We start from the raw sequence: 25,788 nt of genomic DNA on the forward strand, positions 1-25,788 counted from the left end.
CGGCCGGCAGCGGCGCCGCGCCCGGCCCTGCGCACACGCTCCGCGTAGACTCGAGAGCTGTTCGACACGGGAGGAATCCATGCGCATCACGGGGCTCGGCCATGCCGGAATGTTCATCGAGACGGCGGGCGGCAGCATCCTGTGCGACCCGTGGGTCAAGCCGGCGTTCTTCGGCTCGTGGTTCCCGTTCCCCGACAACCGTGCGCTGGATTGGGAGCGGTTCGGCAAGGCCGACTTCCTGTACGTCAGCCACCGCCACCGCGATCACTTCGATCCGTGGCTGCTGCAGACCCACGTCCCCAAGGACATCGAGGTCCTGCTCCCCGACTACCCGACCGACGAGCTCGAGCAGGACCTGAGACGTCTCGGCTACGAGAACATCATCTACACCCGCGCCGGTGAGATCATCGAGCGCGGACCGCTGAAGATGATGGTCAACCCCCTGCGCGCCCCCAGCGACGGTCCGATCGGCGACTCCAGCCTGTCGATCGACGACGGCACGGCGTCCGTCCTCAACCAGAACGATTCGCATCCGCTCGACATGGACCTCCTGTTCGAGTTCTCACGACCCGAGGCCTACTTCACCCAGGTCTCGGGTGCGATCTGGTGGCCGATGGTCTACGACCTGCCGCAGGACGCCAAGCGCAACTTCGCCCACCTCAAGCGCGAAGCGCAGCACAAGCGGGCGATGCACTACGTCGAGCGCGTCGACGCCCCCCACGTGTTCCCGATGGCGGGACCGCCGATGTTCCTGCGCGACGAGCTCTTCCGCTACAACGGGGAGGGCCGGGAGGGTGATGCGATCTTCACCAGCCAGGCCCAGTTCCTCGAGCGCATGCAGCAGGAGTCGCCGGAGCGCACCGGGCACCTGTTCGTCTCGGGCACGGTCGTCGAGCTCAACGACGGCGAAGTGACCGTCGAGCAGACGCTCCATTCGGAGCGCGAGCTGGAGCGGATGTTCGGCCCGGACCGCTGGGACTACTTCGCCGAGCAGCAGGCAGCTCGCCGGGAGGAGATCGTCGCCGAGGAGGCGACTCGCGCTCCGGTGCTGCCGCCGGAGGAGATGCTGGCTGCGATCAAGGAATGGTGGGAGCCGCTGCTGCGCCGGGCTCGGACGATCCGGGAAGGCGTGGGCGGCAACGTGAGGTTCCGGATCGGCGAGCTGGACATGGTCGTCGACTTCCCGAAGGCGAAGGTCCGCGAGTACGCGGGGGAGGAGTGCATCTACTGGTACACGATCCCCGCCAACCTGGTCTCGACGAACATCCGGGACCGCGAGATCGACTGGTCGAACTCCATCTTCCTGTCGATGCAGTTCTCGGTCGGGCGCAGCGGGAAGTTCAACGAGCTGCTGACGACGTTCCTCAAGTGCCTCTCGCGTGACCGGATCGAGTACGTCGAGAACTGGTACGCCGAGCAGTCGGATGTCTCCGAGGACATCCAGCTGGAGGAGTGGGTCGTGCAGCGGCGCTGCCCGCACCTGCGCGCCGACCTGTCCAAGACCGGCCGCATCGAGGACGGGGTGCTGACCTGCAGCCTGCACGACTGGAAGTGGGACCTGGCCAGCGGCAAGTGCCTCACATCGCACGGGCACCCGGTCCGCGCTCACCACGCTCAGGATGCGACGGCGACGGCGACCAGCACGTCGGCGGTCATCGCCTGAGGCTAGACTGGAACCACCACAGCAACCTTTAACACCGTCCTGTGAGGCGGAGAAGGGAGCGGCGGATGAGCACGAGAACCGTGCTGCATGAGGCCGACATCGCCCGGGCACTGACTCGGATCTCCCACGAGATCCTGGAGTCCAACAAGGGCCCCGACGGCCTGGTCATCCTCGGCATCCCCACTCGGGGCGTCGCCCTGGCTCGCCGCATCGCCACGCTCATCGCCGATTTCAGCGGCGCGAGCGTCCCGGTCGGAGCCCTCGACGTCACGATGTACCGCGACGATCTGCACCGCAATCCGACCAGGTCGCCGCAGCCGACATCCATCCCCGCCGGGGGCATCGACGGCAGAGTCGTCGTGCTCGTCGATGACGTCCTGTTCTCGGGACGCAGCATCCGCTCCGCCCTCGACGCCCTGCAGGACATCGGCCGGCCCGCGGCGGTGCGCCTGGCCACGCTGATCGATCGGGGGCACCGCGAGCTGCCCATCCGCCCTGACTTCGTCGGCAAGAATCTGCCCAGCGCGGCGGACGAGCGCGTCAATGTGCGCCTCTCCGAGGTCGACGGTCAGGAGTTCGTCACGATCGAAGGGGCCGACTCGTGAGGCACCTGCTCGAGACGAAGACCCTCACGCGCCATGACGCGCTCGAGATCCTCGATGTCGCCGAGGACATGGCAGACACCCAGCAGCGCGAGATCAAGAAGCTCCCGACGCTGCGCGGGAAGACGATCGTGAACCTGTTCTTCGAAGACTCCACGCGGACGCGGATCTCCTTCGAGGCCGCAGCGAAGCGGCTGAGCGCCGACGTCATCAATTTCTCCGCGAAGGGCTCGAGCGTCTCCAAGGGCGAGTCGCTGCAGGACACCGCGCAGACTCTGCAGGCGATGGGGGCGGATGCCGTCGTCATCCGCCACGGCGCGTCGGGCGCACCGCGCACGCTGGCCACCAGCGGATGGATCACCGCCGGCGTCGTCAACGCCGGAGACGGCACGCACGAGCACCCCACGCAGGCCCTGCTGGATGCGTTCACGATCCGCAAGCGCCGATACGGCGCCGAGAGTCGCGGACGCGATCTGGGAGGCATGTCGGTGACGATCGTGGGCGACATCCTGCACTCACGCGTCGCACGTTCCAACGTGTGGCTGCTGAACAGCCTGGGAGCCGAGGTCACGCTCGTGGCGCCGCCGACGCTGGTGCCGCACGACGTCACAGGGTGGCCGGCGCGGGTCGTCTTCGATCTCGACGAGGCGATCGCCGCCGAGCCGGACGCCCTGATGATGCTGCGGATTCAGCTCGAGCGGATGAATGCGGCCTATTTCCCCACTGAACGGGAGTATTCCCGCCGATGGGGTCTGGACGCGCGCAGGCTCGCCTCGCTTCGCCCCGATAGCATGGTCATGCATCCGGGCCCGATGAACCGCGGCCTGGAGATCTCCGCCGAAGCCGCCGATTCGCCCCTCTCGACCGTGCTCGAGCAGGTGACGAACGGCGTCTCGGTGCGGATGGCGGTGCTGTACCTGCTGCTGGCGGGCGAGCGCCGCGGCCAGCGGAGCGATGAGAAGGAGGAGACGCGATGACTGCTGAGACCTTCCTCATCCGCGGAGCGCAGCTGGACGGCGCGGGGACAGCCGATCTGCTCCTCGAGGACGGCCTGATCGTGGACACCGGCGCATCGCTCAGCCGGACAGGAGCGACCGTCATCGATGCCGACGGCCTGATCGCACTGCCCGGCCTGGTCGACCTGCACACGCATCTGCGCGAACCCGGATTCGAGGCGTCCGAGACCGTCCTCACCGGGTCGCGCGCAGCCGCGGCCGGCGGGTACACCGCGGTGTTCGCCATGCCCAACACCTCGCCTGTCGCCGACACCGCGGGCGTGGTGGAGCAGGAGCTCGCTCTGGGGGAAGCCGCCGGCTTCGTCCACGTGCAGCCCATCGGCGCCGTCACCGTCGGGCAGAAGGGGGAGCGTCTGGCCGAACTCGGCGCGATGGCGGACTCCCGCGCGCGCGTCCGCGTCTTCAGCGACGACGGCTTCTGCGTGTGGGACCCGCTCATCATGCGGCGAGCACTGGAGTACGTGAAGGCGTTCGACGGCGTGATCGCCCAGCACGCCCAGGATCCGCGCCTGACCGAGGGCGCCCAGATGAACGAGGGCGCAGTCTCCGCGGAGCTCGGACTGGCCGGATGGCCCGCGGTCGCCGAGGAGTCCATCATCGCGCGCGACGTGCTGCTGGCCGAGCACGTCGGCTCCCGGCTGCACGTGTGCCATCTGTCCACCGCCGGGTCGGTCGAGATCATCCGCTGGGCCAAGCGCCGCGGCGTGAACGTGACGGCCGAGGTGACCCCGCATCACCTGCTGCTGACCGACGAGCTGGCCCGCGGTTACGACGCGCATTTCAAGGTCAACCCGCCGCTGCGCCGCGAAGAAGACGTGCAGGCGGTGCGCGAGGGACTCGCCGACGGCACGATCGACATCGTCGCGACCGACCACGCGCCGCATCCCGCCGAGGCGAAGGCGTGCGAGTGGCCGGCCGCCGCCAACGGCATGGTGGGCCTGGAGAGTGCGCTGCGCGTGGTGCAGCTGGCGATGGTCGAGACGGGGATGCTGACCTGGAGCGACGTGGCCCGCGTCATGTCCCGGACGCCCGCGCGGATCGGCCGGCTCGCAGGTCACGGGACCGCGCTGGAGGCAGGGCAGCCGGCATCCCTGACTCTTTACGACCCGGCTCGGAGCCGTACCTTCTCGACCGCCGATCTGCACGGCCGCAGTGCGAACTCGCCGTACCTCGGCCGCGAGCTTCCGGGCGAAGTGCGCTGGACGCTGCACGCCGGCATCCCCACCGTCGCCGACGGGCGCCTGCTCGATCAGCCGGGGGAGCGCGCATGACCCGCGAAGGGGCGCTCGCCGTCACGATCGCCTTCGCGCTCGTGCTGATCGGGGTCCTCGTCTGGGCCTGGTGGCGTCGTACCCGGCGGGACTCGGGCCTGACCCCGCCGATCGGCGAGGCGCCGGCCGGGGCCACCGTCCTGGCGACGCACGAGGCGCTGTACGTCGCCACGACACGCCACGACGAGCCGCTCGAGCGACTGGCCATCAGCGGCCTCGGGTTCCGCTCGCGAGCGGAGCTGACGGTCACCAGCGACGGCGTCGCACTCGACCTGACCGGTCAGCCGCGCTTGTTCCTGCCGACCGACCGGATCGTCGCGGTCGATCAGGCGACCGTGGCGATCGACCGTGTCGTCGAGCGCGACGGCCTCGTGCGCATCGCGTGGCGGATCGAGTCCGACGGCAGCGGTCCGGGCACCGTCGTGGACTCGTACATCCGCGCCCAGGATGCCTCAGCTCGCGCCGTCTCCGACGAGATCGGCGCCCTTCTCACACCGACAGGAACGGACGAATGACGCTCCTCACCCACGACCCCGCGGTCCTCGTGCTCGAGGACGGCACCCGCCACGTCGGGCGCGCCTACGGCGCCCGCGGCACGACCCTCGGCGAAGTGGTCTTCGCGACCGGCATGACCGGCTATCAGGAGACCCTGACCGATCCGTCGTACGCCGGACAGATCGTGCTGCAGACCGCTCCGCACATCGGCAACACCGGCATGAACGCCGAAGACCCCGAGTCGCGACGCATCTGGGTGTCCGGATACATCGTGCGCGACCCCTCGCGCGTCGTGTCGAACTGGCGCGCCGACGAGTCGCTCGACGACGCCCTGACCGCCGACCACGTGATCGGCATCAGCGGCATCGACACGCGGGCGGTCACCCGCCGCATCCGCTCCGCCGGCAGCATGCGCGGCGGGATCTTCTCCGGGGATGCCGCCGCTCTGAGCGCCGACGAGCAGCTCGCGATCGTGCAGGCCGCCCCGCAGATGGCCGGACAGAACCTCTCGGCCGCGGTCTCGGTCGCCACCGCCGAGGTCACACCGGCGGTGGGGGAGCGGATCGGCAACCTCGCAGTCCTCGACCTGGGCGTGAAGCAGGCGACGATCCTCAATCTCGCCGAGCGGGGCTTCGAGGTGCACGTGCTGCCGCAGGACGTCACGATCGAGCAGCTGCGCGCCATCGACCCGGTTGCGGTGTTCTACTCCAACGGACCCGGCGACCCCGCCGCATCGGGAGATCACGTCGGGCTGCTGCGCGCGGTGCTCGATGACGGCCTGCCGTTCTTCGGGATCTGCTTCGGCAACCAGCTGCTGGGCCGCGCCCTCGGGCTCGGCACCTACAAGCTGCCGTTCGGCCACCGCGGCATCAACCAGCCGGTGCTCGACAAGACCACGGGGCGCGTGGAGATCACCGCCCACAATCACGGCTTCGCCGTCGACGCTCCGCTGGAGGGCTCCTTCGACAGCCCCAACGGCTACGGACGCGTCGAAGTCAGCCATGTGGGCCTGAACGACGACGTCGTGGAAGGGCTGCGAGCCCTGGACATCCCCGCCTTCTCGGTGCAGTACCACCCCGAGGCCGCCGCGGGACCGCACGACGCCAACTACCTCTTCGACCGGTTCGCCGACCTCGTCCGCGACCACCTTCAGAAGGACCCGAATGCCTAAGCGCGACGACATCAAGAGCGTCCTGGTGATCGGCTCCGGCCCGATCGTGATCGGCCAGGCGTGCGAGTTCGACTACTCCGGAACGCAGGCCTGCCGCGTGCTGCGCGAAGAGGGAGTGCGGGTCATCCTGGTCAACTCCAACCCGGCCACGATCATGACCGACCCCGACTTCGCCGACGCGACCTACATCGAGCCGATCACCTGGCAGGTCATCGAGACGATCATCGCCAAGGAGCGCCCGGATGCGATCCTGCCGACGCTCGGCGGGCAGACGGCCCTGAACGCCGCCATCGCGCTGCACAATCACGGCATCCTCGAGAAATACGACGTCGAGCTGATCGGCGCGAACTTCGAGGCGATCAACAAGGGCGAGGATCGGCAGATCTTCAAGCAGCTCGTCCTGGATTCCGGTGCCGATGTCGCGGCATCCCGCATCGCGCACACCATGGAGGAGGTGCTCGCCGCCGCCGACGAACTGGGATACCCGCTCGTCGTGCGACCGTCCTTCACGATGGGCGGCCTCGGTTCGGGATTCGCGTACGACGAGCGGGATCTGCGCCGCATCGCCGGCGCCGGTCTTCGCGACTCGCCGACCACCGAGGTGCTGCTGGAGGAGTCGATCCTCGGGTGGAAGGAATACGAGCTCGAACTCATGCGCGACACTGCCGACAACACGGTGGTCGTGTGCTCCATCGAGAACGTCGACCCGGTGGGCGTGCACACGGGCGATTCGATCACGGTCGCCCCGGCGCTCACCCTCACCGACCGCGAGTACCAGAAGCTGCGCGACATCGGCATCGACATCATCCGCGCGGTCGGCGTGGACACCGGCGGCTGCAACATCCAGTTCGCCGTCGATCCCGCCACCGGGCGCATCATCGTGATCGAGATGAACCCGCGGGTCTCGCGGTCCTCCGCGCTCGCCTCCAAGGCGACCGGCTTCCCGATCGCCAAGATCGCGGCGAAGCTCGCGATCGGGTACCGGCTCGACGAGATCCCGAACGACATCACGAAGGTCACCCCGGCGAGCTTCGAGCCGACCCTGGATTACGTCGTCGTCAAGGTGCCCCGGTTCAACTTCGAGAAGTTCCCCGCCGCCGACACGACCCTGACGACGACCATGAAGTCGGTCGGCGAAGCCATGGCGATCGGTCGCAACTACGCGACCGCGCTGCAGAAGGCGCTCCGCTCACTGGAGAAGCGCGGATCGAGTTTCCACTGGGGCGACGAGCCCCGCTCGCTCGAGGACCTCGTCGGCATCGCCTCGGTGCCCACGGACGGACGCATCGTGGTGGTGCAGCAGGCCCTGCGCAAGGGCGGCACCGTCGCCCAGCTGTTCGACGCGACGGGCATCGACCCGTGGTTCCTCGACCAGATCGTGCTGATCAACGAGGTCGCCGAGCATGTCGCGGCCGCCGGCGAGCTGGATGCCGGCACCCTGCGCCTCGCGAAGGAGCACGGCTTCAGCGACACCCAGATCGCGCAGCTGCGACACGACACCGAGCCGTCCGTGCGGGGCATCCGGCACGCGCTGGGCATCCGACCGGTCTACAAGACCGTCGACACGTGCGCGGGAGAGTTCCCCGCCCTCACGCCGTACCACTACTCCAGCTACGACTTCGAGACCGAGGTCGCGCCGTCCGAGCGCACGAAGGTCGTCATCATCGGCTCGGGTCCCAACCGCATCGGGCAGGGCGTCGAGTTCGACTACTCGTGCGTGCACGCCTCGTTCGCGCTCTCGGCTGCCGGCTACGAGACCGTGATGGTCAACTGCAACCCCGAGACGGTCTCGACCGACTACGACACGAGCGACCGGCTGTACTTCGAGCCGCTGACACTCGAGGACGTCCTGGAGGTCCTGCACGCCGAGGCCCAGTCCGGGGAGATCCTCGGCGTCATCTGCCAGCTCGGCGGCCAGACTCCGCTGGGGCTCGCCAAGGGCATCCAGGACGCCGGCTACCGCATCCTGGGGACCAGCCCCGAGGCGATCGACCTCGCCGAGGAGCGCCAGCTCTTCAGCGACATCCTGGACGCCGCCGGCCTGATCGCCCCGCGTCACGGCACGGCGACCGATCCCGACGGCGCCGTCACGGTCGCGGAGGACATCGGCTATCCGGTGCTCGTGCGCCCGAGCTTCGTGCTCGGCGGCCGCGGCATGGAGATCGTCTACGACACCCCGAGCCTGCACGACTACTTCGTCCGCACCGCGGGCGAGGTCATCGTCGGGCCGGGCATGCCGCTGCTCGTGGACCGCTTCCTCGATGACGCGATCGAGATCGACGTCGACGCGCTCTACGACGGCACCGAGCTGTACATCGGCGGCGTGATGGAGCACATCGAAGAGGCCGGCATCCACTCGGGAGACTCTGCCTGCACCCTTCCGCCCGTCTCGCTCGGCCGCTCCGAGATCGACAGGGTGCGCATCGCGACCCTCGCGATCGCCGAGGGCGTGGGCGTGCGGGGACTGCTCAACGTGCAGTTCGCGATCAGCGCCGGCGTGCTGCACGTGATCGAGGCGAACCCGCGGGCGAGCCGCACGGTGCCCTTCGTGTCGAAGGCGCTGGGGATCCCGCTCGCCAAGGCCGCCGCGCGCGTCATGACCGGCACCTCCATCGCCGAGCTCAAGGCGGAGGGGCTGCTCCCGCTCATCGACGGCTCGCGCGTGCCGCTGGACTCGCCGGTGTCGGTGAAGGAGGCGGTCCTGCCCTTCAAGCGCTTCCGCACCAAGGACGGGCAGACCGTCGACTCCGTCCTCGGCCCCGAGATGCGCTCGACCGGCGAGGTGATGGGCATCGACCGCGACTTCCCGCGTGCGTTCGCCAAGAGCCAGGAGGCGGCGTACGGCGGCATGCCCCTGTCGGGCACGGTGTTCATCTCCGTCGCCGACAGCGACAAGCGCGCCGTGATCCTTCCCGCTCACCGCCTGCAGGAACTCGGCTTCACCCTGGTCGCCACCGAGGGGACGGCCGAGATCCTGGCGCGCAACGGCATCGCGGTCGAGGTCGTGAACAAGTACAGCGAGACGCAGGAATCGGGCGAGCGCAACATCGTCGACCTGATCAACGCCGGCGAGATCGACATCGTCGTGAACACTCCGAGCGGTCGCTCGGCGCGCGCCGACGGATACGAGATCCGCGCCGCCGCCGTCACGGCGGACAAGGCCCTGTTCACCACGATCGCCGTCCTCGGCGCTGCCGTGAGCGCGATGGACGCCGTGCGCGCCGGCTACGACGTCAAGAGCCTGCAGGAGTACGCGGCCGACCGGGCGGCGGCTCTGTGACGGCGTCGCACGGCTTCGGGGACCGGGTCCGCGCCGCGCTCGCCGAGTTCGGGCCGCTGTGCGTCGGAATCGACCCGCACCCGCACCTGCTCGCCGACTGGGGGCTGGACGCGTCGTCCGCGAGCGCACGGGAATTCGGGCTGCGCGTGGTGCATGCCGCGGCCGGGCGGGTGGGGATCGTCAAGCCGCAGGTCTCCTTCTTCGAGCGCTACGGAGCCGCCGGATTCATCGCCCTCGAGCAGGTGATGGCCGTGGCGCGCGAAGCCGGTCTGATCGTCATCGCCGACGCCAAGCGCGGAGACATCGGAACCACGATGGACGCGTACGCCCAGGCATGGCTCACGCCGGGCGCGCCGCTGGAGGCTGACGCGATGACCGTGAACCCGTTCCTGGGCATCGGAACCCTCGAGGGCACTTTCCGGCTCGCCGAGGATTCCGGGAAGGGCGTTCTCGTGCTCGCCGCCACCAGCAACCCGGATGCCTTCGCCGCACAGCGCGCGAGGCTCCCTGATTCGCAGACCGTGTCCGGCGGCATCGTCGCCGAGGTCTCCGCGCACAACGCCCGAACGGCGCCGGAAGGATCGTGGGGCAGCATCGGCTTCGTGGTCGGCTCGACGGTCGATTGGACGGATGCCGGACTCGCGCCGTTCGAGCCGCCGGCACCGATCCTGGGGCCGGGCTTCGGACACCAGGGGGCGGGGCCCGAAGATCTGCGAAAGCGGTTCGGCGCCGCCGCCCCGCTCGTGATCGCCTCGGAGAGTCGCAGCCTGCTGGCCGCGGGTCCCGACGGGCTCGCCGCCGCGATCTCGACCCGGGTCCAGGAATACAGGAGCTCGAATGGCTGATCAAAGACCCCCCGATGTCGACCGCGTCGCGGCATCCCGACGCGCCGTCGCCGCGCGCCGGGCGCGCGCCTCGCTCAAGCGCGACGTCGCGATGCGCGTGATCACGCCCCAGGAACTCGTGCGCCGGGCCCTCGCCGACCCCTCGTCACCGGCCGGCACCATGCGCGTGACGGAGTTCCTCACCAGCCTGCCGGCGATCGGCGAGGGCAAGCGGGAGCGGATCCTCGCCGAGCTGCAGATCTCCCCGGTCAAGCGGATCGGCGGGCTCGGCGCCCGTCAGCGCCGCGCTCTGGGTGCCTTCCTGGACTCCCGGTGGCCCGAGCAGGGTGCCCGTGAGGGCCGCAGCAGACTCGTGGTGCTGGCCGGTCCGACCGCGGTCGGCAAGGGCACGGTCGCCGCGCACATCAAGGAGCACCACCCGGAGATCCTGCTCTCGATCTCCGCGACGACCCGGCCTGCACGCCCGACCGAGGTGGACGGAGAGCACTACTTCTTCGTCGATGACGCCGAGTTCGACAGGCTGATCGCTGACGGCGAGCTGCTCGAGCACGCGACGGTGCACAACACCCACCGCTACGGGACTCCGCGCGGCCCGATCGAGGAGGCACTCCGGGCGGGTCGGACGGTGCTGCTCGAGATCGATCTGCAGGGCGCGCGCCAGGTGCGCGCCGCAGAGCCGTCCGCGACGCTCGTCTTCCTGCTTCCGCCCAGCTGGGACGAGCTCGTGCAGCGCCTGGTGGGCCGGGGCACGGAGGGCGACGAGGAGAGAGCCCGCCGGCTGCGGACCGCGAAGAAGGAGCTCGCGGCCCAGAACGAGTTCGATTTCCGGGTCGTGAACGACGATGTCGCCGCTGCGGCCGAAGAAGTCGTAGAATTGGTGAAGGTGCCCGCGCGCTGATTTCTGCGCGCCGCCGGGCCCGCACCCTTCATCCGAGAACCGTCGCCCACAAACCAGGAGGTTTCGCCATGGCCGGAACGAACAACGGAATCATCGACCCGCCCATCGACAGCCTGCTCGAGAAGGTCGACTCGAAGTACCAGCTCGTCATCTACGCGTCCAAGCGGGCGCGTCAGATCAACGACTACTACTCCGACCTGCACGAGGGCAACCTCTTCGACAACGTAGGCCCCCTCGTGGACTCGACCGTCGAGGACAAGCCGCTCACCATCGCGATGCACGAGATCCACGAGGACAAGCTGCGCCTGCGCGCGGCCGAGTGATCCCGTGCGGCGCATGATGCGCCGCGCGTGACCCTGCGAGGCGCCCGTCTCGGCCCTGTCGGCCGGGGCGGGCATACTTGTGCCTACCCGCCCCGAGGCCCGCTGCGAACGCGGGCCCTCCACCTGGAGCATCGATGACCGAGCTGCGTCTGTTCACCTCCGAGTCCGTGACCGAGGGGCATCCCGACAAGATCTGCGATCAGATCTCCGACAGCATTCTCGACGCGCTGCTGGCCGAGGACCCGAACAGCCGGGTCGCGGTGGAGACGCTCGTGACCACCGGTCTGGTGCACGTCGCCGGCGAGGTGCGCACCTCGGGGTACGTGGACATCCCCGGAATCGTCCGCCGCGTCGTCAACCGCATCGGCTACACCTCGAGCGACACCGGTTTCGACGGCGACTCCTGCGGGGTGAGCATCTCGATCGGCGAGCAGTCCTCCGACATCGCCACCGGCGTCGACACGGCGCAGGAGCAGCGCGAAGGCGGATCGATCGATCCGCTCGACGCGCAGGGTGCGGGCGACCAGGGCATCATGTTCGGCTACGCGACGACCGAGACGCCGCAGCTCATGCCGATCGCGATCTGGACCGCGCACCGCATCGCGGAGCGCCTCGCGGACGCCCGGCGCAACGGCGCCCTCCCGTTCCTGCGACCGGACGGCAAGACGCAGGTCACGATCGGGTACGACGGAACGATCCCGCGCACCGTCGAGACGGTGGTGCTCTCGACGCAGCACCACCCGGACATCTCGCTCACCGCGCTGCGGGCCGCCGTCGAGGCCGAGGTGATCGCACCCGTGCTCGCCGAGACCGGCCTGGACGTGCGAGGGGCGGCATCCATCATCAATCCCGCCGGACCGTTCGTGATCGGCGGTCCCAAGGGGGATGCCGGACTGACCGGCCGCAAGATCATCATCGACACCTACGGGGGCGCCTCGCGTCACGGCGGGGGCGCGTTCAGCGGCAAGGACCCCTCCAAGGTCGACCGCTCGGCCGCCTATGCGATGAGGTGGGTCGCCAAGAACGCGGTGGCTGCCGGACTCGCGGAGCGCCTCGAGGTGCAGATCGCGTATGCGATCGGTCGCGCCAAGCCGGTCGGCCTCTACGTGGAGACGTTCGGCACGGGGGCGGTCTCCGACGAGGACATCACCCGGGCGATCCTCGACGTGTTCGACCTGCGTCCCAAGGCGATCATCGATCAGCTCGATCTGCTGCGCCCCATCTACGCCCAGACCGCCGCGTACGGGCATTTCGGGCGCGAGCTTCCCAACTTCACGTGGGAGCGCACGGACCGCGTCGACGATCTGCGCGCAGCCGCCGGCCTGTGACCCACCGCGCAGCGGCCGGTGTGCTGAGGTGACTGTGCGGCGCGTCGCCCGTGTGCTGATCGACTCGCCGCTGCCGCAGCTCGATCGTCTGTTCGACTACGCGATCCCCGATGGCCTCGCTGCGGAGGTGCACCCGGGGGTCCGCGTACGCGTCCCGCTGCGCAGCGCGGGGCGCATGCTCGACGCGTACGTCGTGGAACTCGGCGAGGCCGACCCGGTCGATCGGCCGCTGTCGGACATCGACGCAGTCATCGCGGCGACGCCCGTGCTGACCCCTGGGCTGTACGCCCTGGCCCGCCGGGCGGCCGACCGGGCCGCCGGATCGGCGACCGACATCCTGCGCCTCGCGATCCCGAAGCGGATGGTGCGCGCCGAGAAGGCGTGGCTCGCCGCCGGGCCGCCCGCGGTGCCGGTCATCGACCGCGCGGGACGCGCGTGGGCCGACGCGATGCTGCACGGTCATCCCGCGCTGATCGAGTGCGTCGACCTCGGCGGCCGGGGCGCGCTGGACGCTCCGGCCGAACCCGTCCGCCTCGAGGACCGTGGCACGACGGGAGCGTGGGCGGTCCTCCTGGCGGCGGCAGCGGTGCGCACTCTGGCGTCCGGACGCAGCGCGATCCTGGTGGTCCCCGACCACCGCGACCAGGCACAGGTGGAACAGGCCCTCGCCGGAAGGGCGCCGGCCGATGCCGTCATCCGCAACGACGCGCGGCAGAGCTCGCCGGCCCGGTACGCGGGCTTTCTGAGGATGCTGGCCGATGCGCCGTGCATCGTCGTCGGCAACCGCTCCTCGGTGTACGCCCCGGTGCACGACCCGGCACTCATCGCCATCTGGGACGACGGCGATCCGCTGCTGGCCGAGCCGCTCAGCCCGGGCGTGCACGCGCGCGACGCTGCGCTCATCCGACAGGAGCTGGACGGCTGCGCCGTCGTGTTCGCCGGTCACACCCGCACGACGGATGTCGAGCGGCTGGTGGGCCTGGGCTGGGTGCGCGACGTGTCGGCACCCCGCAGGTCTTCGCCCCGGGTGGTGCTCAGCGCCACGAAAGAGGGCGAATCCCGGGGAGCCCGCGTGCCCTCCGCCGCGTTCGCCGCCGCGCGCGACGCGCTCGAGCACGGTCCCGTGCTGGTGCAGGTGGCGCGCCCGGGCTACGCGCCGGTGCTCGTCTGCGCGGAGTGCCGCACCCCCGCCCGCTGCCTGCACTGCGGCGGACCGCTGCACGCAGCCCGGCGCGGCGCCGTCCCCGAGTGCGGCTGGTGCGGCCGCGCCGCCACGACATGGTCCTGCCCCGCATGCTCGTCGACCCGCGTGCGGATGGCCTCCTCCGGCAGCGAGCGCACGGCCGACGAACTCGGTCGCGCCTTTCCCGGCATCCGGATCATCGTCGCCGACGGCGAGCACCCGGTCCTCACGGTCGAGAACCGCCCCGCCCTGGTGGTCGCCACCCGCGGCGCCGAGCCGATCGCCGAAGGCGGCTATCGCGCGGTCGTCCTGCTCGACGGAGATCGGATGCTGCAGGCCGACGATCTGCGCATCGGAGAGTCCTGCCTGCGCTGGTGGTCCAATGCCGCCGCGCTCGCCCGGCCCGGCGCACCCGTGCACCTGGTCGGAGTGACCGGGTCGGTGGCTCGTGCCCTGGCCACGTGGACCCAGCCCGCCTATGCGCGCGCCGAGCTGGCCGACCGCTCCGCCCTGCGGATGCCGCCCACCGTGCGCGTCGCGGCGCTCGAGGGCGGCAGGACCGCGGTGGAAGCCGCGATCACAGCGCTGCGCGAAGCGGTGCCCGCGCTCGACGACGATGCGATCCTCGGCCCCGTCGCCCGCCCGTCGACACCGGCCGGCGCCCGAGCCGCCGACGGCCCCGACGGTGCCGTGCGGGCGCTCGTGCGGTTCGACTACGCGCACGGCGCGCGCGTCTCCGAGAGCCTGCGCGCCTCGATCGTCGCGGACGCCCTCCGCGCCCGCAAGAGCGCCCGCACGCGCTCGACCCCGACCACGCGCACCGCGAGTCCTACACTCAGAGTGCGGGTGGACGTGCCCGACCTCGACCTGTGAGGAACGCCATGCGCCTCGTCTTCGCCGGCACGCCGGATGCCGCAGTGCCGTCTCTGCGCGCGCTCGCGCAGTCCGATCACGAGGTCGCAGCCGTCGTCACCCGCCGAGATGCGCCCCTCGGACGCCGGCGGGTGCTGACGCCGTCGCCGGTGGCCCTCGCGGCCGAGGCGCTGGGCATCCCCACGATCAAGACGGATCGCCTGGATGCCGCCGCCACGGAGCAGATCACAGCGCTCGAGCCCGAGCTGGGCGTGATCGTGGCGTACGGCGGACTTGTGCGCGAGCCGCTGCTCTCGGCACCGGTTCTCGGCTGGATCAACCTGCACTTCTCGCTGCTGCCGCGCTGGCGAGGCGCCGCCCCGGTGCAGCGGGCTCTCATCGCGGGCGATGAGGTCACCGGCGCCGCCGTGTTCCAGCTCGTTCCCGCGCTGGACGCCGGCGACGTCTTCGCGCAACGACCTCACGCGGTACCCGCGGGCGCGACCGCCGGGAGCGTTCTGGACGCCCTCGCCGGGGAAGGCGCGGACCTGCTGACCGAGGTCGTCGACGCGATCGCGAGCGGCACGGCCGAGTCCAGACCGCAGACCGGTGAGCCGACGTTCGCTCCCAAACTCGGCGACGACGACGGACGCATCCGGTGGGACGAGAGCCGCGACGCGATCCTCGCGCGCATCCGCGGTGTGACGCCGGAGCCCGGCGCCCACACCACGATCGAGGGGACGCGCGTGAAGATCCTTGCCGCCGGTCCGGGCGCGCAGGACGCGCCGCCTCTGAGTCCCGGGGAACCGGCGCTCCACGAGCGCCGTGTGCTCGTGGGCACGGCCACCGATCCGGTGGTCCTCGATCGCGTCCAGCCCGCCGGCAGGAGTGCGATGGCGGCGACCGACTGGTGGCGCGGCCGCCGGGACGCGGGCACGGCGAGGTTCGGCTCATGAGCTCTGCCAACACGTCGCGTCGCGTCGCGTTCGAGACGATCCGCGCCGTCAACGAGTCCGACGCGTACGCCAACCTGCTGCTGCCCAAGGCCATTGCCCGCGCCGGCCTCGACACCGCCGATGCGGGCCTGGCGACCGAGCTGACGTACGGCACGCTGCGGCGACAGGGCACGTATGACGCGGTGATCCAGATCGCCGCCGACCGCCCGGTGCACGACATCGACCCCGCCGTGCTGGATGCCCTGCGCCTGGGGACCCACCAGCTGCTGTCGACGAGGGTGGCCTCGCATGCGGCGGTCAACGAGTCGGTCGAACTGGCCCGCAGCGCCGGAAGTCGCGGAGCGGCCGGCTTCGCGAACGCCGTGCTGCGCCGGATCTCGCGCGAGACTCCGGGGGAGTGGATGAGCCGGGTCGCGGCGAGCGCGCGCTCGGACGACGAGCGGCTGGGGCTGGTGTTCTCGCACCCGGTGTGGATCGTCCGCGCGTTCCGCCGCGCGCTGGCCGCGGAAGGCCGCGCCGAGGAGCTCGAGGCGCTCCTGACCGCCGACAACGCCTCGCCGCGCGTGACGATGGCGGCACTGCCCGGCCTTGCGGAGGTGCCCGAGGACGCACGGCGCACGCCGTACTCGCCGTTCGGCTTCCGCCTCGGCGGCGGCGATCCTGAACGACTCGTCCGCGAGTCGGGCGGCCGCGTGCGGGTGCAGGACGAAGGCTCGCAGCTCGCCGCGCTGGCACTGACCCGTGCCCTGCCGGTGCGGGCGGGCGAGCGCTGGCTCGACCTGTGCGCCGGCCCGGGCGGGAAGACGGCCGTGCTGGCCGCCGAGGCCCTGCAGCACGGGGCGCGGCTCGAGGCGAACGAGGTCTCCGCCGCGCGGGCGGGTCTGGTGCGCCAGGCGATCGCGGGGGTCCCCCTCGACGTCCCGGTCTCCGAGGAGGATGGCCGGATCCGCCCGGCAGCGGGAGGGTACGACCGGATTCTCGTGGATGCCCCGTGCACGGGGCTGGGTGCGCTGCGCCGGCGTCCCGAGGCTCGGTGGCGCAAGTCGCCGGCGGACGTGCCCGAGCTCACGCAGCTGCAGGGCGAACTGCTGACCGCGGCGATCGGCGGCCTGCGCCCGGGCGGTGTCGTCGCCTACGTGACGTGCTCGCCGCACCTCGCCGAGACCGCCGGGGTCGTCACCGAGGTCCGCAGGGAGTTCGGCGACGCGATCGAAGAGCTGGACGCACGTGCGGTGCTGACCGGGCTGTCCGCTGCCGACCCGGAGCTCGCGAGTCCGAACGACGGCTCCGGCCGCGCGCAGCTGTGGCCCCACCGGCACAACGCGGACGCGATGTCGATCACGCTGCTGCGGCGGCGCTGAGTCGCGTCAGGTCACTCGAGAAGGCGGAAGCGCGGCGCGAGGGCCTCGATCTCGGTGCGCAGCACCAGGACCGCTGCCGGGTGCACACGCGCCAGTTCGGCCGCATCCACCGTGATCTGCGCGGCGCTCGGCGTGGAGGCGGCGATCTCGCGAAGGAGCGAGATCACCCGCTCCGCACCCGCGAACCCCAGCTCTCCGCCCAGTCTCACCACCGGGCCCGCGGCCGACTCCTCCACCGTGACACCGGGCGCCGCGATGCTCTCGTGCGGCTCGAGCACGTGCATCCCGAACCGATCCGACAGGATCTCCACGATCGCGCTCGCCCGCACGCTGTTGCCGTGCGCATCCAGCCGCGGGCTGAAGGCCGCGACGCCGAACTGCGATGTGGCCACGGCCATCACCCCGCCGCTCACGCCGCTCTTGGCCGGAAGCCCGACGCGCAGCATCCATTCACCGGAGAAGTCGTACATGCCGCAGCTGGCCATGATCGAGGTGACATCGCGCGCCACCCGCTCGGAGACGACGCGCTCGCCGGTGACCGGATTGCGTCCCCCGAAGGCGAGCGTGGCCGCCATGACGGCGAGGTCGCGCACGGTGACCAGCACCGAGCACTGGCGGAAGTAGGTCTCCACCGCGTCGTGCACGGATCCCCGGATGATGCCGTAGGACTTCAGCAGATGGGCCAGCGCGCGATTGCGGTCGCCCGTGCCGGATTCCGAGGAGTACACCGATTCGTCGATCCACAGCGAGCGCCCGGCGAACGCCGACATCGCCGCGACGACCCGGCTCGTGCGCTCGTCGATGTCCGCCCCGTCGATCAGCGCGGTGGTGGCGATCGCACCGGCGTTGACCATCGGGTTCGCGGGGCGGCCGGTCTGCGCCTCCAGGCTGATGGCATTGAACGGCTCGCCGCTCGGCTCGGCACCCACGCGGGCGAACACGGCGTCGCGGCCGAGGGTCTGCAGCGCCAGGGCGAGGACGAACGGCTTGGACATCGACTGGATCGTGAACTCCGCGCCGTCGTCCCCGGCCGTGATCACCCGGCCGCGCGGACCGACGACGCCGAACGCCAGCAGGTCGGGATCGGCCGAGGCCAGCTCCGGGATGTACGACGCGGGCTGCCCGTCATCGTGCGGCCGGACGTCGATGAGCACCTTTTCGAGCAGCGCCGTGATGGGGTCCACGGCTCGACCATAATGGACGCGTGCACAGCCGCGAGGAACGACGAGAACACGCCCGAGCGACCGAGACGGCGCAGGTGCGCATCAACCCGAGCGTGCTGGCGGCGGATTTCGTCAACATGGAGGCCGCGCTGGCCGGCATCGCGGGAGCCGACTTCGTCCACGTCGACGTGATGGACAACCACTTCGTGCCCAACCTGACCTTCGGCCCGCAGATGGTCGGTCGCATCCAGGAGACCAGTCCGGTTCCGCTCGATGTGCACCTGATGATCGACGAGCCGGAGCGCTGGGCGCCCGAGTACGCCGAGCTCGGCGCCGCCTCGGTCACCTTCCACCTGGAGGCGGCCACCGAGCCCGTCGCTCTCGCGCGCCGGCTGCGCGCGATCGGCGCGCGCGCCGGCGTGGCCGTCAAGCCCGCGACCCCGATCGAGGGCCTGTGGGAGGTCCTCAGCGAATTCGACCAGATCCTGATCATGACCGTCGAGCCCGGATTCGGCGGACAGTCCTTCATGCCCGAGATGATGCCCAAGCTGCGGCTGCTGGCCGACGAGGTGCGTCTGCGCGGCTCTTCGGTCTGGCTGCAGGTGGACGGCGGCATCAGCGAGTCCACGATCGCCCAGGCGGCCGAGGCCGGCGCCGACACGTTCGTCGCGGGCTCCGCCGTGTTCGGAGCCTCCGATCCGGATGCCGCGATCTCCTCCCTGCGCGCGAGTGCCGCCCGACACCATCACGGCAGATGAAGCAGCACGCACGGCGGGTCCTCGACGCCTACAGCGGCGAGCACGGGGTCTACGGCATCGTCCTGGTCACGGCTCTGATCGCCGTCGGCTGGGACGATGACACGGATCTGGAGGTGCTGGTCTTCGTCGTCGGCACCGTCTTCGTCTTCTGGCTCGCGCACATCTACGCCGCCGTGGTGGCCAGCCGGGCGGCGGAGACGCCGCTCGTGCTGCGCACGGCCGTGGCGCGCGGCATCCGCCACACCTACGGCATGCTCGTCGCGATGCTGATACCCGCCCTGCTGCTCTCGCTCGCGGTGATCGGACTGGTCGAGGAGTACACCGCGTACTACCTCGCGCTCGGCAGCGGCGTGGTCATGCTCGCCTTGATCGGGTACGCGAACGCGGCCCGCAACCGCAGCCCCTGGTACTGGCGGCTCGGGGGAGTGCTGGCCACGACCGGGCTCGGACTGCTCGTGATCGTGTTGAGCATCATCGTGCACTGAGCGCCGCGGCGATCGAGCGCCGGTCGGGGAGCGCGAAGCGCGCGTATGAAGGGCGATACCCTGGGACGGTGAAGACGTTCGACGCGCTGTTCGCCGAGCTCACCGCGAAAGCGGCCGAGCGGCCCGAGGGCTCGGGCACCGTCGCGCAGCTGGATGCGGGCGTGCACGCGATCGGCAAGAAGATCGTGGAGGAGGCCGCCGAGGTGTGGATGGCGGCCGAGTACGAGTCGACCGATGCCGCGGCGGAGGAGATCTCGCAGCTGCTGTACCACCTGCAGGTGCTGATGGTCGCGAAGGGTCTGAGTCTCGAAGACGTCTACCGACATCTGTGAGCAGCCGCCCGCCGACCTCCTCGAACCGCTCCACTGATCTGAAAGAGCACGCTGCCATGCTGCGAATCGCCGTGCCGAACAAGGGGTCGCTCGCCGACACCGCCACCGAGATGCTGCAGGAGGCCGGCTACACCGGCCGCCGCGACCCGAAGGACCTGCACGTCATCGACCCCGCCAACGAGGTCGAGTTCTTCTACCTGCGGCCGAAGGACATCGCCACCTACGTCGGCTCCGGCGCGCTGGATGTCGGAATCACCGGGCGCGACCTTCTGCTGGACGCGCGGATGCCGGGGGCCAAGGAGATCGAGTCCCTCGGCTTCGGCGAGTCGACCTTCCGCTTCGCCGCCCCTCCCGGCAGCTTCCACGCCGTCGAAGACCTGCAGGGCGTGCGGGTCGCGACCGCGTACCCCGGGCTCGTGGACGCGTTCCTGGACGAACGAGGCGTGGCCGTGGACCTCGTGCCGCTGGACGGCGCTGTCGAATCCGCGGTGCGCCTGGGCGTGGCGGACGCCGTCGCCGACGTGGTCTCGACCGGAACGACCCTCAAGCAGGCGGGCCTGCAGATCTTCGGTCCGGTGATCCTGCAGTCCGAGGCGGTGCTGATCGAGGCGCCTCACGAGGCCGAGGGCACGGCGACGCTCCTGCGACGTCTGCGCGGCGTGATGGTCGCCCGACGCTACGTGCTCATCGACTACGACCTGCCGGCCGATCTGATCGACACCGCCGTGGCGATCGCTCCCGGCATCGAATCGCCCACGATCTCGCCCCTGCGCGACCCCGCGTGGGTGGCCGTGCGCGTCATGAGCCCCCGCAAAGACGTGAACCGGGTGATGGACGATCTGTACGGGATCGGTGCGCGGGCGATCCTCGTGACGGCGATCCACAACGCGAGGCTGTAGCCGTGTCCCTGGTGTGCCGTGTGATCCCGTGCCTGGACGTCGCCGCGGGACGAGTGGTCAAGGGCGTCAACTTCGAGAACCTCCGCGACATGGGCGACCCGGTGGAGCTCGCCCGCGAGTACTTCTCGCAGGGCGCCGACGAGCTCACCTTCCTGGATGTCACCGCCACGGTGGACGAGCGCGCGACGACGTACGAGGTCGTGCGCCGGACCGCCGAGGAGGTCTTCATCCCCCTCACCGTCGGCGGAGGGGTCCGCTCGGCCGAGGACGTCGCCCGCCTTCTGGGCGTCGGCGCGGACAAGGTGGGTGTCAACTCGGCCGCGATCGCGCGCCCCGGCCTCATCGACGAGATCGCCGACCGCTTCGGTGCGCAGGTGCTCGTGCTCTCGCTGGATGTCAAGCGGGCGCCGGGGACGCACTCCGGCTTCGTCGTCACGACGCACGGCGGACGCACCCTGACCGATCGCGATGCGGTGGACTGGGCGCGGGAGGCCATCGAGCGCGGCGCGGGAGAACTGCTGGTCAACTCCATCGACGCGGACGGCACGAAGGAGGGTTTCGATCTCGCGCTCGTCACCCTCATGCGCGAGGTCTCGAGCGTGCCCGTGATCGCCTCCGGCGGCGCCGGGCGCGCGGAGGACTTCGCACCGGCGATCGCGGCCGGAGCCGATGCCGTCCTGGCCGCGAGCGTCTTCCACTCCGGTCAGCTGACGATCGGCGAGGTGAAGAAACAGATGCAGGCCGAAGGGATCGAGGTGCGCTCGTGAGCGAGTCGACCGGAGCAGAGTCCGTGCAGGAGCGGATCGCACGCGTGAGCTTCACCGCCGACGGCCTCGTCGCCGCGATCGTGCAGCAGTTCGACACCCGCGAGGTGCTCATGCTGGGCTGGATGGATGCCGAGGCGCTCCGCCGCACGCTCACGAGCGGACGGGTGACCTTCTGGTCGCGCTCGCGGCAGGAGTACTGGCGCAAGGGCGACACCTCGGGCAACATCCAGCTCGTGCGCGGCGCGCGCCTCGACTGCGACGGAGACGCGATCCTGCTCGAAGTCGATCAGGTCGGGCCCGCGTGCCACACGGGCACCCGGACGTGCTTCGACGCCGACGACCTCGACCCGGTTCCCGGACCCGTCCGGCAGAGTCCGTGATCCGCCGCGCACGACTGCTCGCCGTCGTCACGACGCTCGCCGTCGGCGCCCTCGGCGTCATCTCCTCCACGCAGACCTGGCTGGTGGCCGTGCTCGATGACGGTGCGCAGCACGAGCTCGCCGTCACCGGATCCGCCGCCGTGCCCGTGCTGACGCCGCTCAGTCTCGCCGTGCTCGCGCTCGGCGCCGCGCTGTCGATCGTCGGCCTGGTGCTGCGATACGTATTCGGCGTGCTGACGGTGCTGATCGCGGCGCTGCTCGCCTTCCTGAGCGCCCAGGTCGCCTTCACCGTGCCGCTCACGGCCGTCGCCTCCACCGTCACGGCAGCCACGGGGATCATCGGTGCGGAGGCGATCGAGGACCTCGTCGCCTCGGTGCGGGTGACGCCGTGGCCCGCGGTCACGTTCGCCCTGTCGGTGCTGCTGCTCGCGGTCGGGGCGTTCATCATCGCCACCGCCCGATCGTGGAGCAGGACCGGGCGTCGCTTCGAGTCGGATGCCGCCGACCCCGCTCATCCGGTCGCCGGGCCTGCGGCATCCGGTCCCGTGGACGCCATCGATTCGTGGGACGACCTGTCCCGCGGCGCCGATCCGACGGCCGATCCCACCGCGGATCCCACCTCGGGAGCCCGCTAGACTGGGGCCGACCGCGCTACCTCGGAGGAAACAATGAGCAACACCATCGGCGACCCGGGCCACGGACACTCGCCCGCCGCATGGACCGCCGTGATCATCATGCTCGGCGCCATCGCGCTGGGCACCGTGGCGTACTGGTTCGACCTGCCCTGGCTGGTGTGGACCTCGGTTGCTCTGCTCGTCGTGGGCGCGCTCGTCGGATGGGGCATGGCGAAGGCCGGCTACGGCGTGGGCGGCGCGAAGTACACTCCGAAAGAGCATTGACCATGCTCGCCGACCTCACGGCCGGCGCGGTGCAGGATGCCGAGGCACGGGCCTCGGAGCGGCCTTTCGAAGCCGTCGAGCGGGCGGCGCTGGCGCAACCGCCGGCCCGTGACGCCCTGGCCGCCCTGGCTCCCGCCGACCGCGTGAAGATCATCGCCGAGGTGAAGCGCGCGAGCCCCTCGCGCGGCGATCTGGCCGAGATCCCCGATCCGGCGCTGCAGGCACGACTGTACGAGCGGGGCGGCGCCTCCACGATCTCGGTGCTCACCGAGGGCCGGCGTTTCAAGGGAAGCCTCGCCGACCTCGAAGCGGTCAAGGCCGCCGTCGGCCTTCCGGTGCTGCGGAAGGACTTCATCGCGACGGAATACCAGGTGCTCGAGGCGCGGGCCGCCGGCGCCGACCTGGTGCTGCTGATCGTCGCCGCGGTCGAGCAGGACGCTCTCTCACGCCTGCACGCGCTCACCCGCGAACTGGGCATGACGCCGCTCGTCGAGACCCACTCGGCCGACGAGGTGGCCCGGGCGGCCGATGTGGGCGCGAAGCTGATCGGCGTGAACGCTCGGGACCTCTCCACCTTCGCGCTGGACCGCGACCTCTTCGGGCGCCTCCACGACAGCATCCCGCCGGACGCGGTCAAGATCGCCGAATCCGCCGTCCTCGCCCCCGCGGACGTCGCCCACTACCGCGCCGCGGGCGCGGACGTGGTGCTGATCGGCGAAGCCCTCGTGACGGGCGATCCCGTCGCCACCCTGACCGCATTCCTGGAGGCCGGCTCATGAGTCTGCGCGAAGCACCCGGACCCTACTTCGGCGATTTCGGCGGCCGGTACATGCCGGAATCCCTGATCGCCGCGATCGACGAGCTCACCGCCGTCTACGAGGAGGCGATGGCGGACCCCGCGTTCGAACTCGAGCTGCGCGGTCTGCTGCACTCCTACGCGGGCCGGCCCTCGGCGCTCACCGAGGTGCCGCGGTTCGCCGAGCACGCGGGCGGCGGACGCGTCTTCCTCAAGCGCGAGGACCTCAACCACACCGGATCGCACAAGATCAACAACGTGCTCGGACAGGCTCTGCTGACCAAGCGTCTGGGCAAGACCCGCGTGATCGCCGAGACCGGTGCAGGCCAGCACGGTGTCGCCACGGCCACCGCGGCCGCCCTGTTCGGCTTCGAGTGCGTCGTGTACATGGGCGAGGTCGACACGCAGCGCCAGGCGCTGAACGTCGCCCGCATGCGTCTGCTGGGCGCGGAGGTCATCCCCGTCACGACCGGATCGCGCACCCTCAAGGATGCGATCAACGATGCGTACCGCGACTGGGTCGCCAGCGTCGAGACCACCAATTACATCTTCGGCACCGCCGCCGGGCCGCACCCGTTCCCGGCGATGGTGCGCGACTTCCAGAAGATCATCGGCGAAGAAGCGCGCGCGCAGCTGCTCGATGAGATCGGCCGCCTTCCCGACGCCGTCTTCGCGTGCGTCGGCGGCGGCTCCAACGCGATCGGGATGTTCGACGCGTTCCTGGACGACGAAGGCGTCAAGCTGTACGGCGTCGAGGCGGCAGGCGAGGGCGTGGACACCCCGCGCCACGCGGCCTCGATCGAACGGGGACGCCCCGGCGTGCTGCACGGCGCGAAGACGTTCGTGCTGCAGGACGAGGACGGCCAGACCGTGGAGTCGCACTCGATCTCCGCCGGGCTGGACTACCCCGGCGTCGGACCCGAGCACGCCTGGCTCTCGGCCATCGGCCGCGCCGAGTACATCCCCGCCACCGACACCGAGGCGATGGAGGCGCTGCGCCTCCTCTCGCGCACCGAGGGCATCATCCCCGCGATCGAGTCGGCGCACGCGCTGGCCGGCGCGATGCGGGTCGGGCGGGAGCTCGGCCCGGACGCCGTGATCGCGATCAACCTCTCCGGGCGCGGCGACAAGGACATGGACACCGCCGCCCGCTGGTTCGAGCTGTACGACGCCGACGCCCTGCTCGAGGGGCCTCCGGTCGCCGTGCCGCCGCCTGCGGAAGGCGCAAAGGGCGAGGGAACGGAGCTGTGACCGCGACGACGCCGTCGCGCGTGGCCGCCGCGATCGACGCGGCGCACGCCGAGGGCCGCGGCGCCTTCGTCGGATACCTGCCGCTCGGCTTCCCCGACCTGCAGACGAGCATCGATGCGGCGGTGCTCCTCGCCGAGAGCGGCGCGGACGTTCTCGAGCTGGGGCCGCCCTACTCCGACCCGGTGATGGACGGCACGGTCATCCAGGAGGCGACCGTCGCAGCCCTGGCCGGGGGATTCCGCCTGCGCGACACGTTCACCGCGGTGCGCGAGATCACCGCGCGCGTCGATGTGCCCGTGCTCGTCATGACCTACTGGAATCCGGTCATGCAGTACGGCGTGGACCGCTACGCAGACGACCTGCTCGCCGCGGGCGGTGCCGGGCTCATCACCCCCGATGTGACCCCGGATTCGGCATCCGACTGGATCGCCGCCAGCGAGCGCACGGGCCTGGACCGCGTCTTCCTCGCCGCTCCGACGTCGACCGACGAGCGCCTCGACCTGATCCTCGAGGCCTCCACCGGGTTCGTCTACACGGTCTCGACCATGGGCATCACGGGGGAGCGCGCCGAATTGGATGCCGCCGCCCGCGGCCTCGTCGATCGGATGCGCGCGCGCTCCACCGGCACGTTGCGCGCGTGCGTGGGCATCGGCATCTCGACGCCCGATCAGGTCACCGGCGTGCTCGAGTACGCCGACGGCGCGATCGTCGGCACGGCGCTGGTGCGGGCGCTGCGCGACGGCGGCCTCGAGAGCCTCGCCGAGACCGCGCGGGCCCTGTCTGCCGGCACGCGCCTGCCCGCTTAGACTCGTCG

At 70.8% G+C, this 25,788-nt stretch carries 26 protein-coding genes; 25 read left to right on the plus strand and 1 reads right to left on the minus strand.

Going from position 1 to position 25,788, the window contains the following annotated elements:
* Positions 1 to 79: 79 nt before the first annotated feature.
* The 14 genes from RWQ91_RS02205 to RWQ91_RS02270 all read left to right on the plus strand — a co-directional run bounded on the left by RWQ91_RS02205 (position 80) and on the right by RWQ91_RS02270 (position 17,244).
* Positions 80 to 1,663 carry a Rieske 2Fe-2S domain-containing protein gene (locus tag RWQ91_RS02205; protein ID WP_314502380.1) on the plus strand — a complete coding sequence of 528 codons (1,584 nt, stop codon included), beginning with the start codon at positions 80 to 82 and terminating at the stop codon, positions 1,661 to 1,663.
* 65 nt (positions 1,664 to 1,728) lie between these two features.
* Positions 1,729 to 2,268: a bifunctional pyr operon transcriptional regulator/uracil phosphoribosyltransferase PyrR gene (gene pyrR, locus RWQ91_RS02210; RefSeq protein ID WP_314502382.1), complete on the plus strand. Its 540-nt coding sequence runs from the start codon at positions 1,729 to 1,731 to the stop codon at positions 2,266 to 2,268.
* Positions 2,265 to 3,242 (plus strand): aspartate carbamoyltransferase catalytic subunit, encoded by a 978-nt coding sequence (locus RWQ91_RS02215; RefSeq protein ID WP_314502384.1) that lies wholly within the window; start codon positions 2,265 to 2,267, stop codon positions 3,240 to 3,242. The genes pyrR and RWQ91_RS02215 overlap by 4 nt, the downstream gene beginning before the upstream one ends.
* The gene (locus RWQ91_RS02220) at positions 3,239 to 4,552 is read left to right on the plus strand and encodes a dihydroorotase (RefSeq protein ID WP_314502386.1); all 1,314 of its coding nucleotides are present in this window, start codon (positions 3,239 to 3,241) and stop codon (positions 4,550 to 4,552) included. The genes RWQ91_RS02215 and RWQ91_RS02220 overlap by 4 nt, the downstream gene beginning before the upstream one ends.
* Entirely contained in the window at positions 4,549 to 5,067 is a 519-nt protein-coding gene (locus RWQ91_RS02225; protein ID WP_314502388.1) for a hypothetical protein, read from the plus strand. Before RWQ91_RS02220 ends, RWQ91_RS02225 begins: the two co-directional genes overlap by 4 nt.
* Positions 5,064 to 6,218: a glutamine-hydrolyzing carbamoyl-phosphate synthase small subunit gene (carA, locus tag RWQ91_RS02230; protein ID WP_314502390.1), complete on the plus strand. Its 1,155-nt coding sequence runs from the start codon at positions 5,064 to 5,066 to the stop codon at positions 6,216 to 6,218. The genes RWQ91_RS02225 and carA overlap by 4 nt, the downstream gene beginning before the upstream one ends.
* The gene (gene carB, locus RWQ91_RS02235; protein ID WP_314502392.1) at positions 6,211 to 9,498 is read left to right on the plus strand and encodes a carbamoyl-phosphate synthase large subunit; all 3,288 of its coding nucleotides are present in this window, start codon (positions 6,211 to 6,213) and stop codon (positions 9,496 to 9,498) included. Before carA ends, carB begins: the two co-directional genes overlap by 8 nt.
* Entirely contained in the window at positions 9,495 to 10,343 is an 849-nt protein-coding gene (gene pyrF / locus RWQ91_RS02240) for an orotidine-5'-phosphate decarboxylase (protein ID WP_314502393.1), read from the plus strand. Before carB ends, pyrF begins: the two co-directional genes overlap by 4 nt.
* A complete protein-coding gene (gene gmk / locus RWQ91_RS02245; RefSeq protein WP_314502394.1) occupies positions 10,336 to 11,241 on the plus strand; it encodes a guanylate kinase in 906 nt (301 codons plus the stop codon). The genes pyrF and gmk overlap by 8 nt, the downstream gene beginning before the upstream one ends.
* A gap of 68 nt (positions 11,242 to 11,309) precedes the next feature.
* A complete protein-coding gene (rpoZ, locus tag RWQ91_RS02250; RefSeq protein WP_292826929.1) occupies positions 11,310 to 11,564 on the plus strand; it encodes a DNA-directed RNA polymerase subunit omega in 255 nt (84 codons plus the stop codon).
* Between the two features lie 134 nt (positions 11,565 to 11,698).
* Complete coding sequence (gene metK, locus RWQ91_RS02255) at positions 11,699 to 12,892, plus strand: methionine adenosyltransferase (protein ID WP_314502395.1); 1,194 nt, start codon at positions 11,699 to 11,701, stop codon at positions 12,890 to 12,892.
* A 34-nt stretch (positions 12,893 to 12,926) separates the two neighbouring features.
* Positions 12,927 to 14,948 (plus strand): primosomal protein N', encoded by a 2,022-nt coding sequence (locus tag RWQ91_RS02260; RefSeq protein WP_314502909.1) that lies wholly within the window; start codon positions 12,927 to 12,929, stop codon positions 14,946 to 14,948.
* A gap of 8 nt (positions 14,949 to 14,956) precedes the next feature.
* Positions 14,957 to 15,883 carry a methionyl-tRNA formyltransferase gene (gene fmt / locus RWQ91_RS02265; RefSeq protein ID WP_314502396.1) on the plus strand — a complete coding sequence of 309 codons (927 nt, stop codon included), beginning with the start codon at positions 14,957 to 14,959 and terminating at the stop codon, positions 15,881 to 15,883.
* On the plus strand, positions 15,880 to 17,244 hold the full coding sequence (locus tag RWQ91_RS02270; protein WP_314502397.1) for a transcription antitermination factor NusB: 1,365 nt from the start codon (positions 15,880 to 15,882) through the stop codon (positions 17,242 to 17,244). Before fmt ends, RWQ91_RS02270 begins: the two co-directional genes overlap by 4 nt.
* Before the next feature lie 11 nt (positions 17,245 to 17,255).
* Here RWQ91_RS02270 and glsA read toward each other — a convergent pair whose 3' ends face one another.
* Positions 17,256 to 18,428 (minus strand): glutaminase A, encoded by a 1,173-nt coding sequence (gene glsA, locus RWQ91_RS02275; RefSeq protein ID WP_314502399.1) that lies wholly within the window; start codon positions 18,426 to 18,428, stop codon positions 17,256 to 17,258.
* A gap of 20 nt (positions 18,429 to 18,448) precedes the next feature.
* Here glsA and rpe point away from each other — a divergent pair, with 20 nt between their 5' ends.
* From rpe to trpA, 11 genes are all read left to right on the plus strand, one after another.
* Positions 18,449 to 19,165 (plus strand): ribulose-phosphate 3-epimerase, encoded by a 717-nt coding sequence (gene rpe / locus RWQ91_RS02280; RefSeq protein ID WP_314502400.1) that lies wholly within the window; start codon positions 18,449 to 18,451, stop codon positions 19,163 to 19,165.
* Positions 19,162 to 19,650, plus strand: a complete 489-nt coding sequence (locus tag RWQ91_RS02285) for a hypothetical protein (RefSeq protein ID WP_314502401.1) — start codon at positions 19,162 to 19,164, stop codon at positions 19,648 to 19,650. The genes rpe and RWQ91_RS02285 overlap by 4 nt, the downstream gene beginning before the upstream one ends.
* Positions 19,651 to 19,718: 68 nt before the next feature.
* Positions 19,719 to 19,982 carry a phosphoribosyl-ATP diphosphatase gene (locus RWQ91_RS02290; protein ID WP_314502402.1) on the plus strand — a complete coding sequence of 88 codons (264 nt, stop codon included), beginning with the start codon at positions 19,719 to 19,721 and terminating at the stop codon, positions 19,980 to 19,982.
* A gap of 56 nt (positions 19,983 to 20,038) precedes the next feature.
* Positions 20,039 to 20,881: an ATP phosphoribosyltransferase gene (gene hisG / locus RWQ91_RS02295; protein WP_314502403.1), complete on the plus strand. Its 843-nt coding sequence runs from the start codon at positions 20,039 to 20,041 to the stop codon at positions 20,879 to 20,881.
* A 2-nt stretch (positions 20,882 to 20,883) separates the two neighbouring features.
* A complete protein-coding gene (hisF, locus tag RWQ91_RS02300; RefSeq protein ID WP_314502404.1) occupies positions 20,884 to 21,648 on the plus strand; it encodes an imidazole glycerol phosphate synthase subunit HisF in 765 nt (254 codons plus the stop codon).
* A complete protein-coding gene (gene hisI, locus RWQ91_RS02305; RefSeq protein ID WP_314502405.1) occupies positions 21,645 to 22,028 on the plus strand; it encodes a phosphoribosyl-AMP cyclohydrolase in 384 nt (127 codons plus the stop codon). Before hisF ends, hisI begins: the two co-directional genes overlap by 4 nt.
* The gene (locus RWQ91_RS02310) at positions 22,025 to 22,663 is read left to right on the plus strand and encodes a Trp biosynthesis-associated membrane protein (RefSeq protein ID WP_314502406.1); all 639 of its coding nucleotides are present in this window, start codon (positions 22,025 to 22,027) and stop codon (positions 22,661 to 22,663) included. The genes hisI and RWQ91_RS02310 overlap by 4 nt, the downstream gene beginning before the upstream one ends.
* Before the next feature lie 33 nt (positions 22,664 to 22,696).
* The gene (locus RWQ91_RS02315) at positions 22,697 to 22,927 is read left to right on the plus strand and encodes a DUF6704 family protein (protein WP_314502407.1); all 231 of its coding nucleotides are present in this window, start codon (positions 22,697 to 22,699) and stop codon (positions 22,925 to 22,927) included.
* A 2-nt stretch (positions 22,928 to 22,929) separates the two neighbouring features.
* Entirely contained in the window at positions 22,930 to 23,706 is a 777-nt protein-coding gene (gene trpC, locus RWQ91_RS02320) for an indole-3-glycerol phosphate synthase TrpC (RefSeq protein WP_314502408.1), read from the plus strand.
* On the plus strand, positions 23,703 to 24,974 hold the full coding sequence (gene trpB / locus RWQ91_RS02325) for a tryptophan synthase subunit beta (RefSeq protein WP_314502409.1): 1,272 nt from the start codon (positions 23,703 to 23,705) through the stop codon (positions 24,972 to 24,974). Before trpC ends, trpB begins: the two co-directional genes overlap by 4 nt.
* Positions 24,971 to 25,780, plus strand: coding sequence for a tryptophan synthase subunit alpha (trpA, locus tag RWQ91_RS02330; RefSeq protein WP_314502410.1), 810 nt, complete (start codon positions 24,971 to 24,973; stop codon positions 25,778 to 25,780). The genes trpB and trpA overlap by 4 nt, the downstream gene beginning before the upstream one ends.
* Positions 25,781 to 25,788: the final 8 nt, after the last annotated feature.

It is taken from the genome of uncultured Microbacterium sp. (assembly GCF_963524805.1).
Taxonomy (GTDB): domain Bacteria; phylum Actinomycetota; class Actinomycetes; order Actinomycetales; family Microbacteriaceae; genus Microbacterium.

What these genes read in the sequence shown, in the direction of transcription:
- RWQ91_RS02205 (WP_314502380.1), top strand. Translation starts at nt 80, where the DNA reads ATGCGCATCACGGGGCTCGGCCATGCCGGAATGTTCATCGAGACGGCG.
- pyrR (WP_314502382.1), top strand. Translation starts at nt 1,729, where the DNA reads ATGAGCACGAGAACCGTGCTGCATGAGGCCGACATCGCCCGGGCACTG.
- RWQ91_RS02220 (WP_314502386.1), top strand. Translation starts at nt 3,239, where the DNA reads ATGACTGCTGAGACCTTCCTCATCCGCGGAGCGCAGCTGGACGGCGCG.
- RWQ91_RS02225 (WP_314502388.1), top strand. Translation starts at nt 4,549, where the DNA reads ATGACCCGCGAAGGGGCGCTCGCCGTCACGATCGCCTTCGCGCTCGTG.
- carA (WP_314502390.1), top strand. Translation starts at nt 5,064, where the DNA reads ATGACGCTCCTCACCCACGACCCCGCGGTCCTCGTGCTCGAGGACGGC.
- carB (WP_314502392.1), top strand. Translation starts at nt 6,211, where the DNA reads ATGCCTAAGCGCGACGACATCAAGAGCGTCCTGGTGATCGGCTCCGGC.
- gmk (WP_314502394.1), top strand. Translation starts at nt 10,336, where the DNA reads ATGGCTGATCAAAGACCCCCCGATGTCGACCGCGTCGCGGCATCCCGA.
- rpoZ (WP_292826929.1), top strand. Translation starts at nt 11,310, where the DNA reads ATGGCCGGAACGAACAACGGAATCATCGACCCGCCCATCGACAGCCTG.
- metK (WP_314502395.1), top strand. Translation starts at nt 11,699, where the DNA reads ATGACCGAGCTGCGTCTGTTCACCTCCGAGTCCGTGACCGAGGGGCAT.
- fmt (WP_314502396.1), top strand. Translation starts at nt 14,957, where the DNA reads ATGCGCCTCGTCTTCGCCGGCACGCCGGATGCCGCAGTGCCGTCTCTG.
- RWQ91_RS02270 (WP_314502397.1), top strand. Translation starts at nt 15,880, where the DNA reads ATGAGCTCTGCCAACACGTCGCGTCGCGTCGCGTTCGAGACGATCCGC.
- RWQ91_RS02285 (WP_314502401.1), top strand. Translation starts at nt 19,162, where the DNA reads ATGAAGCAGCACGCACGGCGGGTCCTCGACGCCTACAGCGGCGAGCAC.
- hisG (WP_314502403.1), top strand. Translation starts at nt 20,039, where the DNA reads ATGCTGCGAATCGCCGTGCCGAACAAGGGGTCGCTCGCCGACACCGCC.
- RWQ91_RS02315 (WP_314502407.1), top strand. Translation starts at nt 22,697, where the DNA reads ATGAGCAACACCATCGGCGACCCGGGCCACGGACACTCGCCCGCCGCA.
- trpC (WP_314502408.1), top strand. Translation starts at nt 22,930, where the DNA reads ATGCTCGCCGACCTCACGGCCGGCGCGGTGCAGGATGCCGAGGCACGG.
- trpB (WP_314502409.1), top strand. Translation starts at nt 23,703, where the DNA reads ATGAGTCTGCGCGAAGCACCCGGACCCTACTTCGGCGATTTCGGCGGC.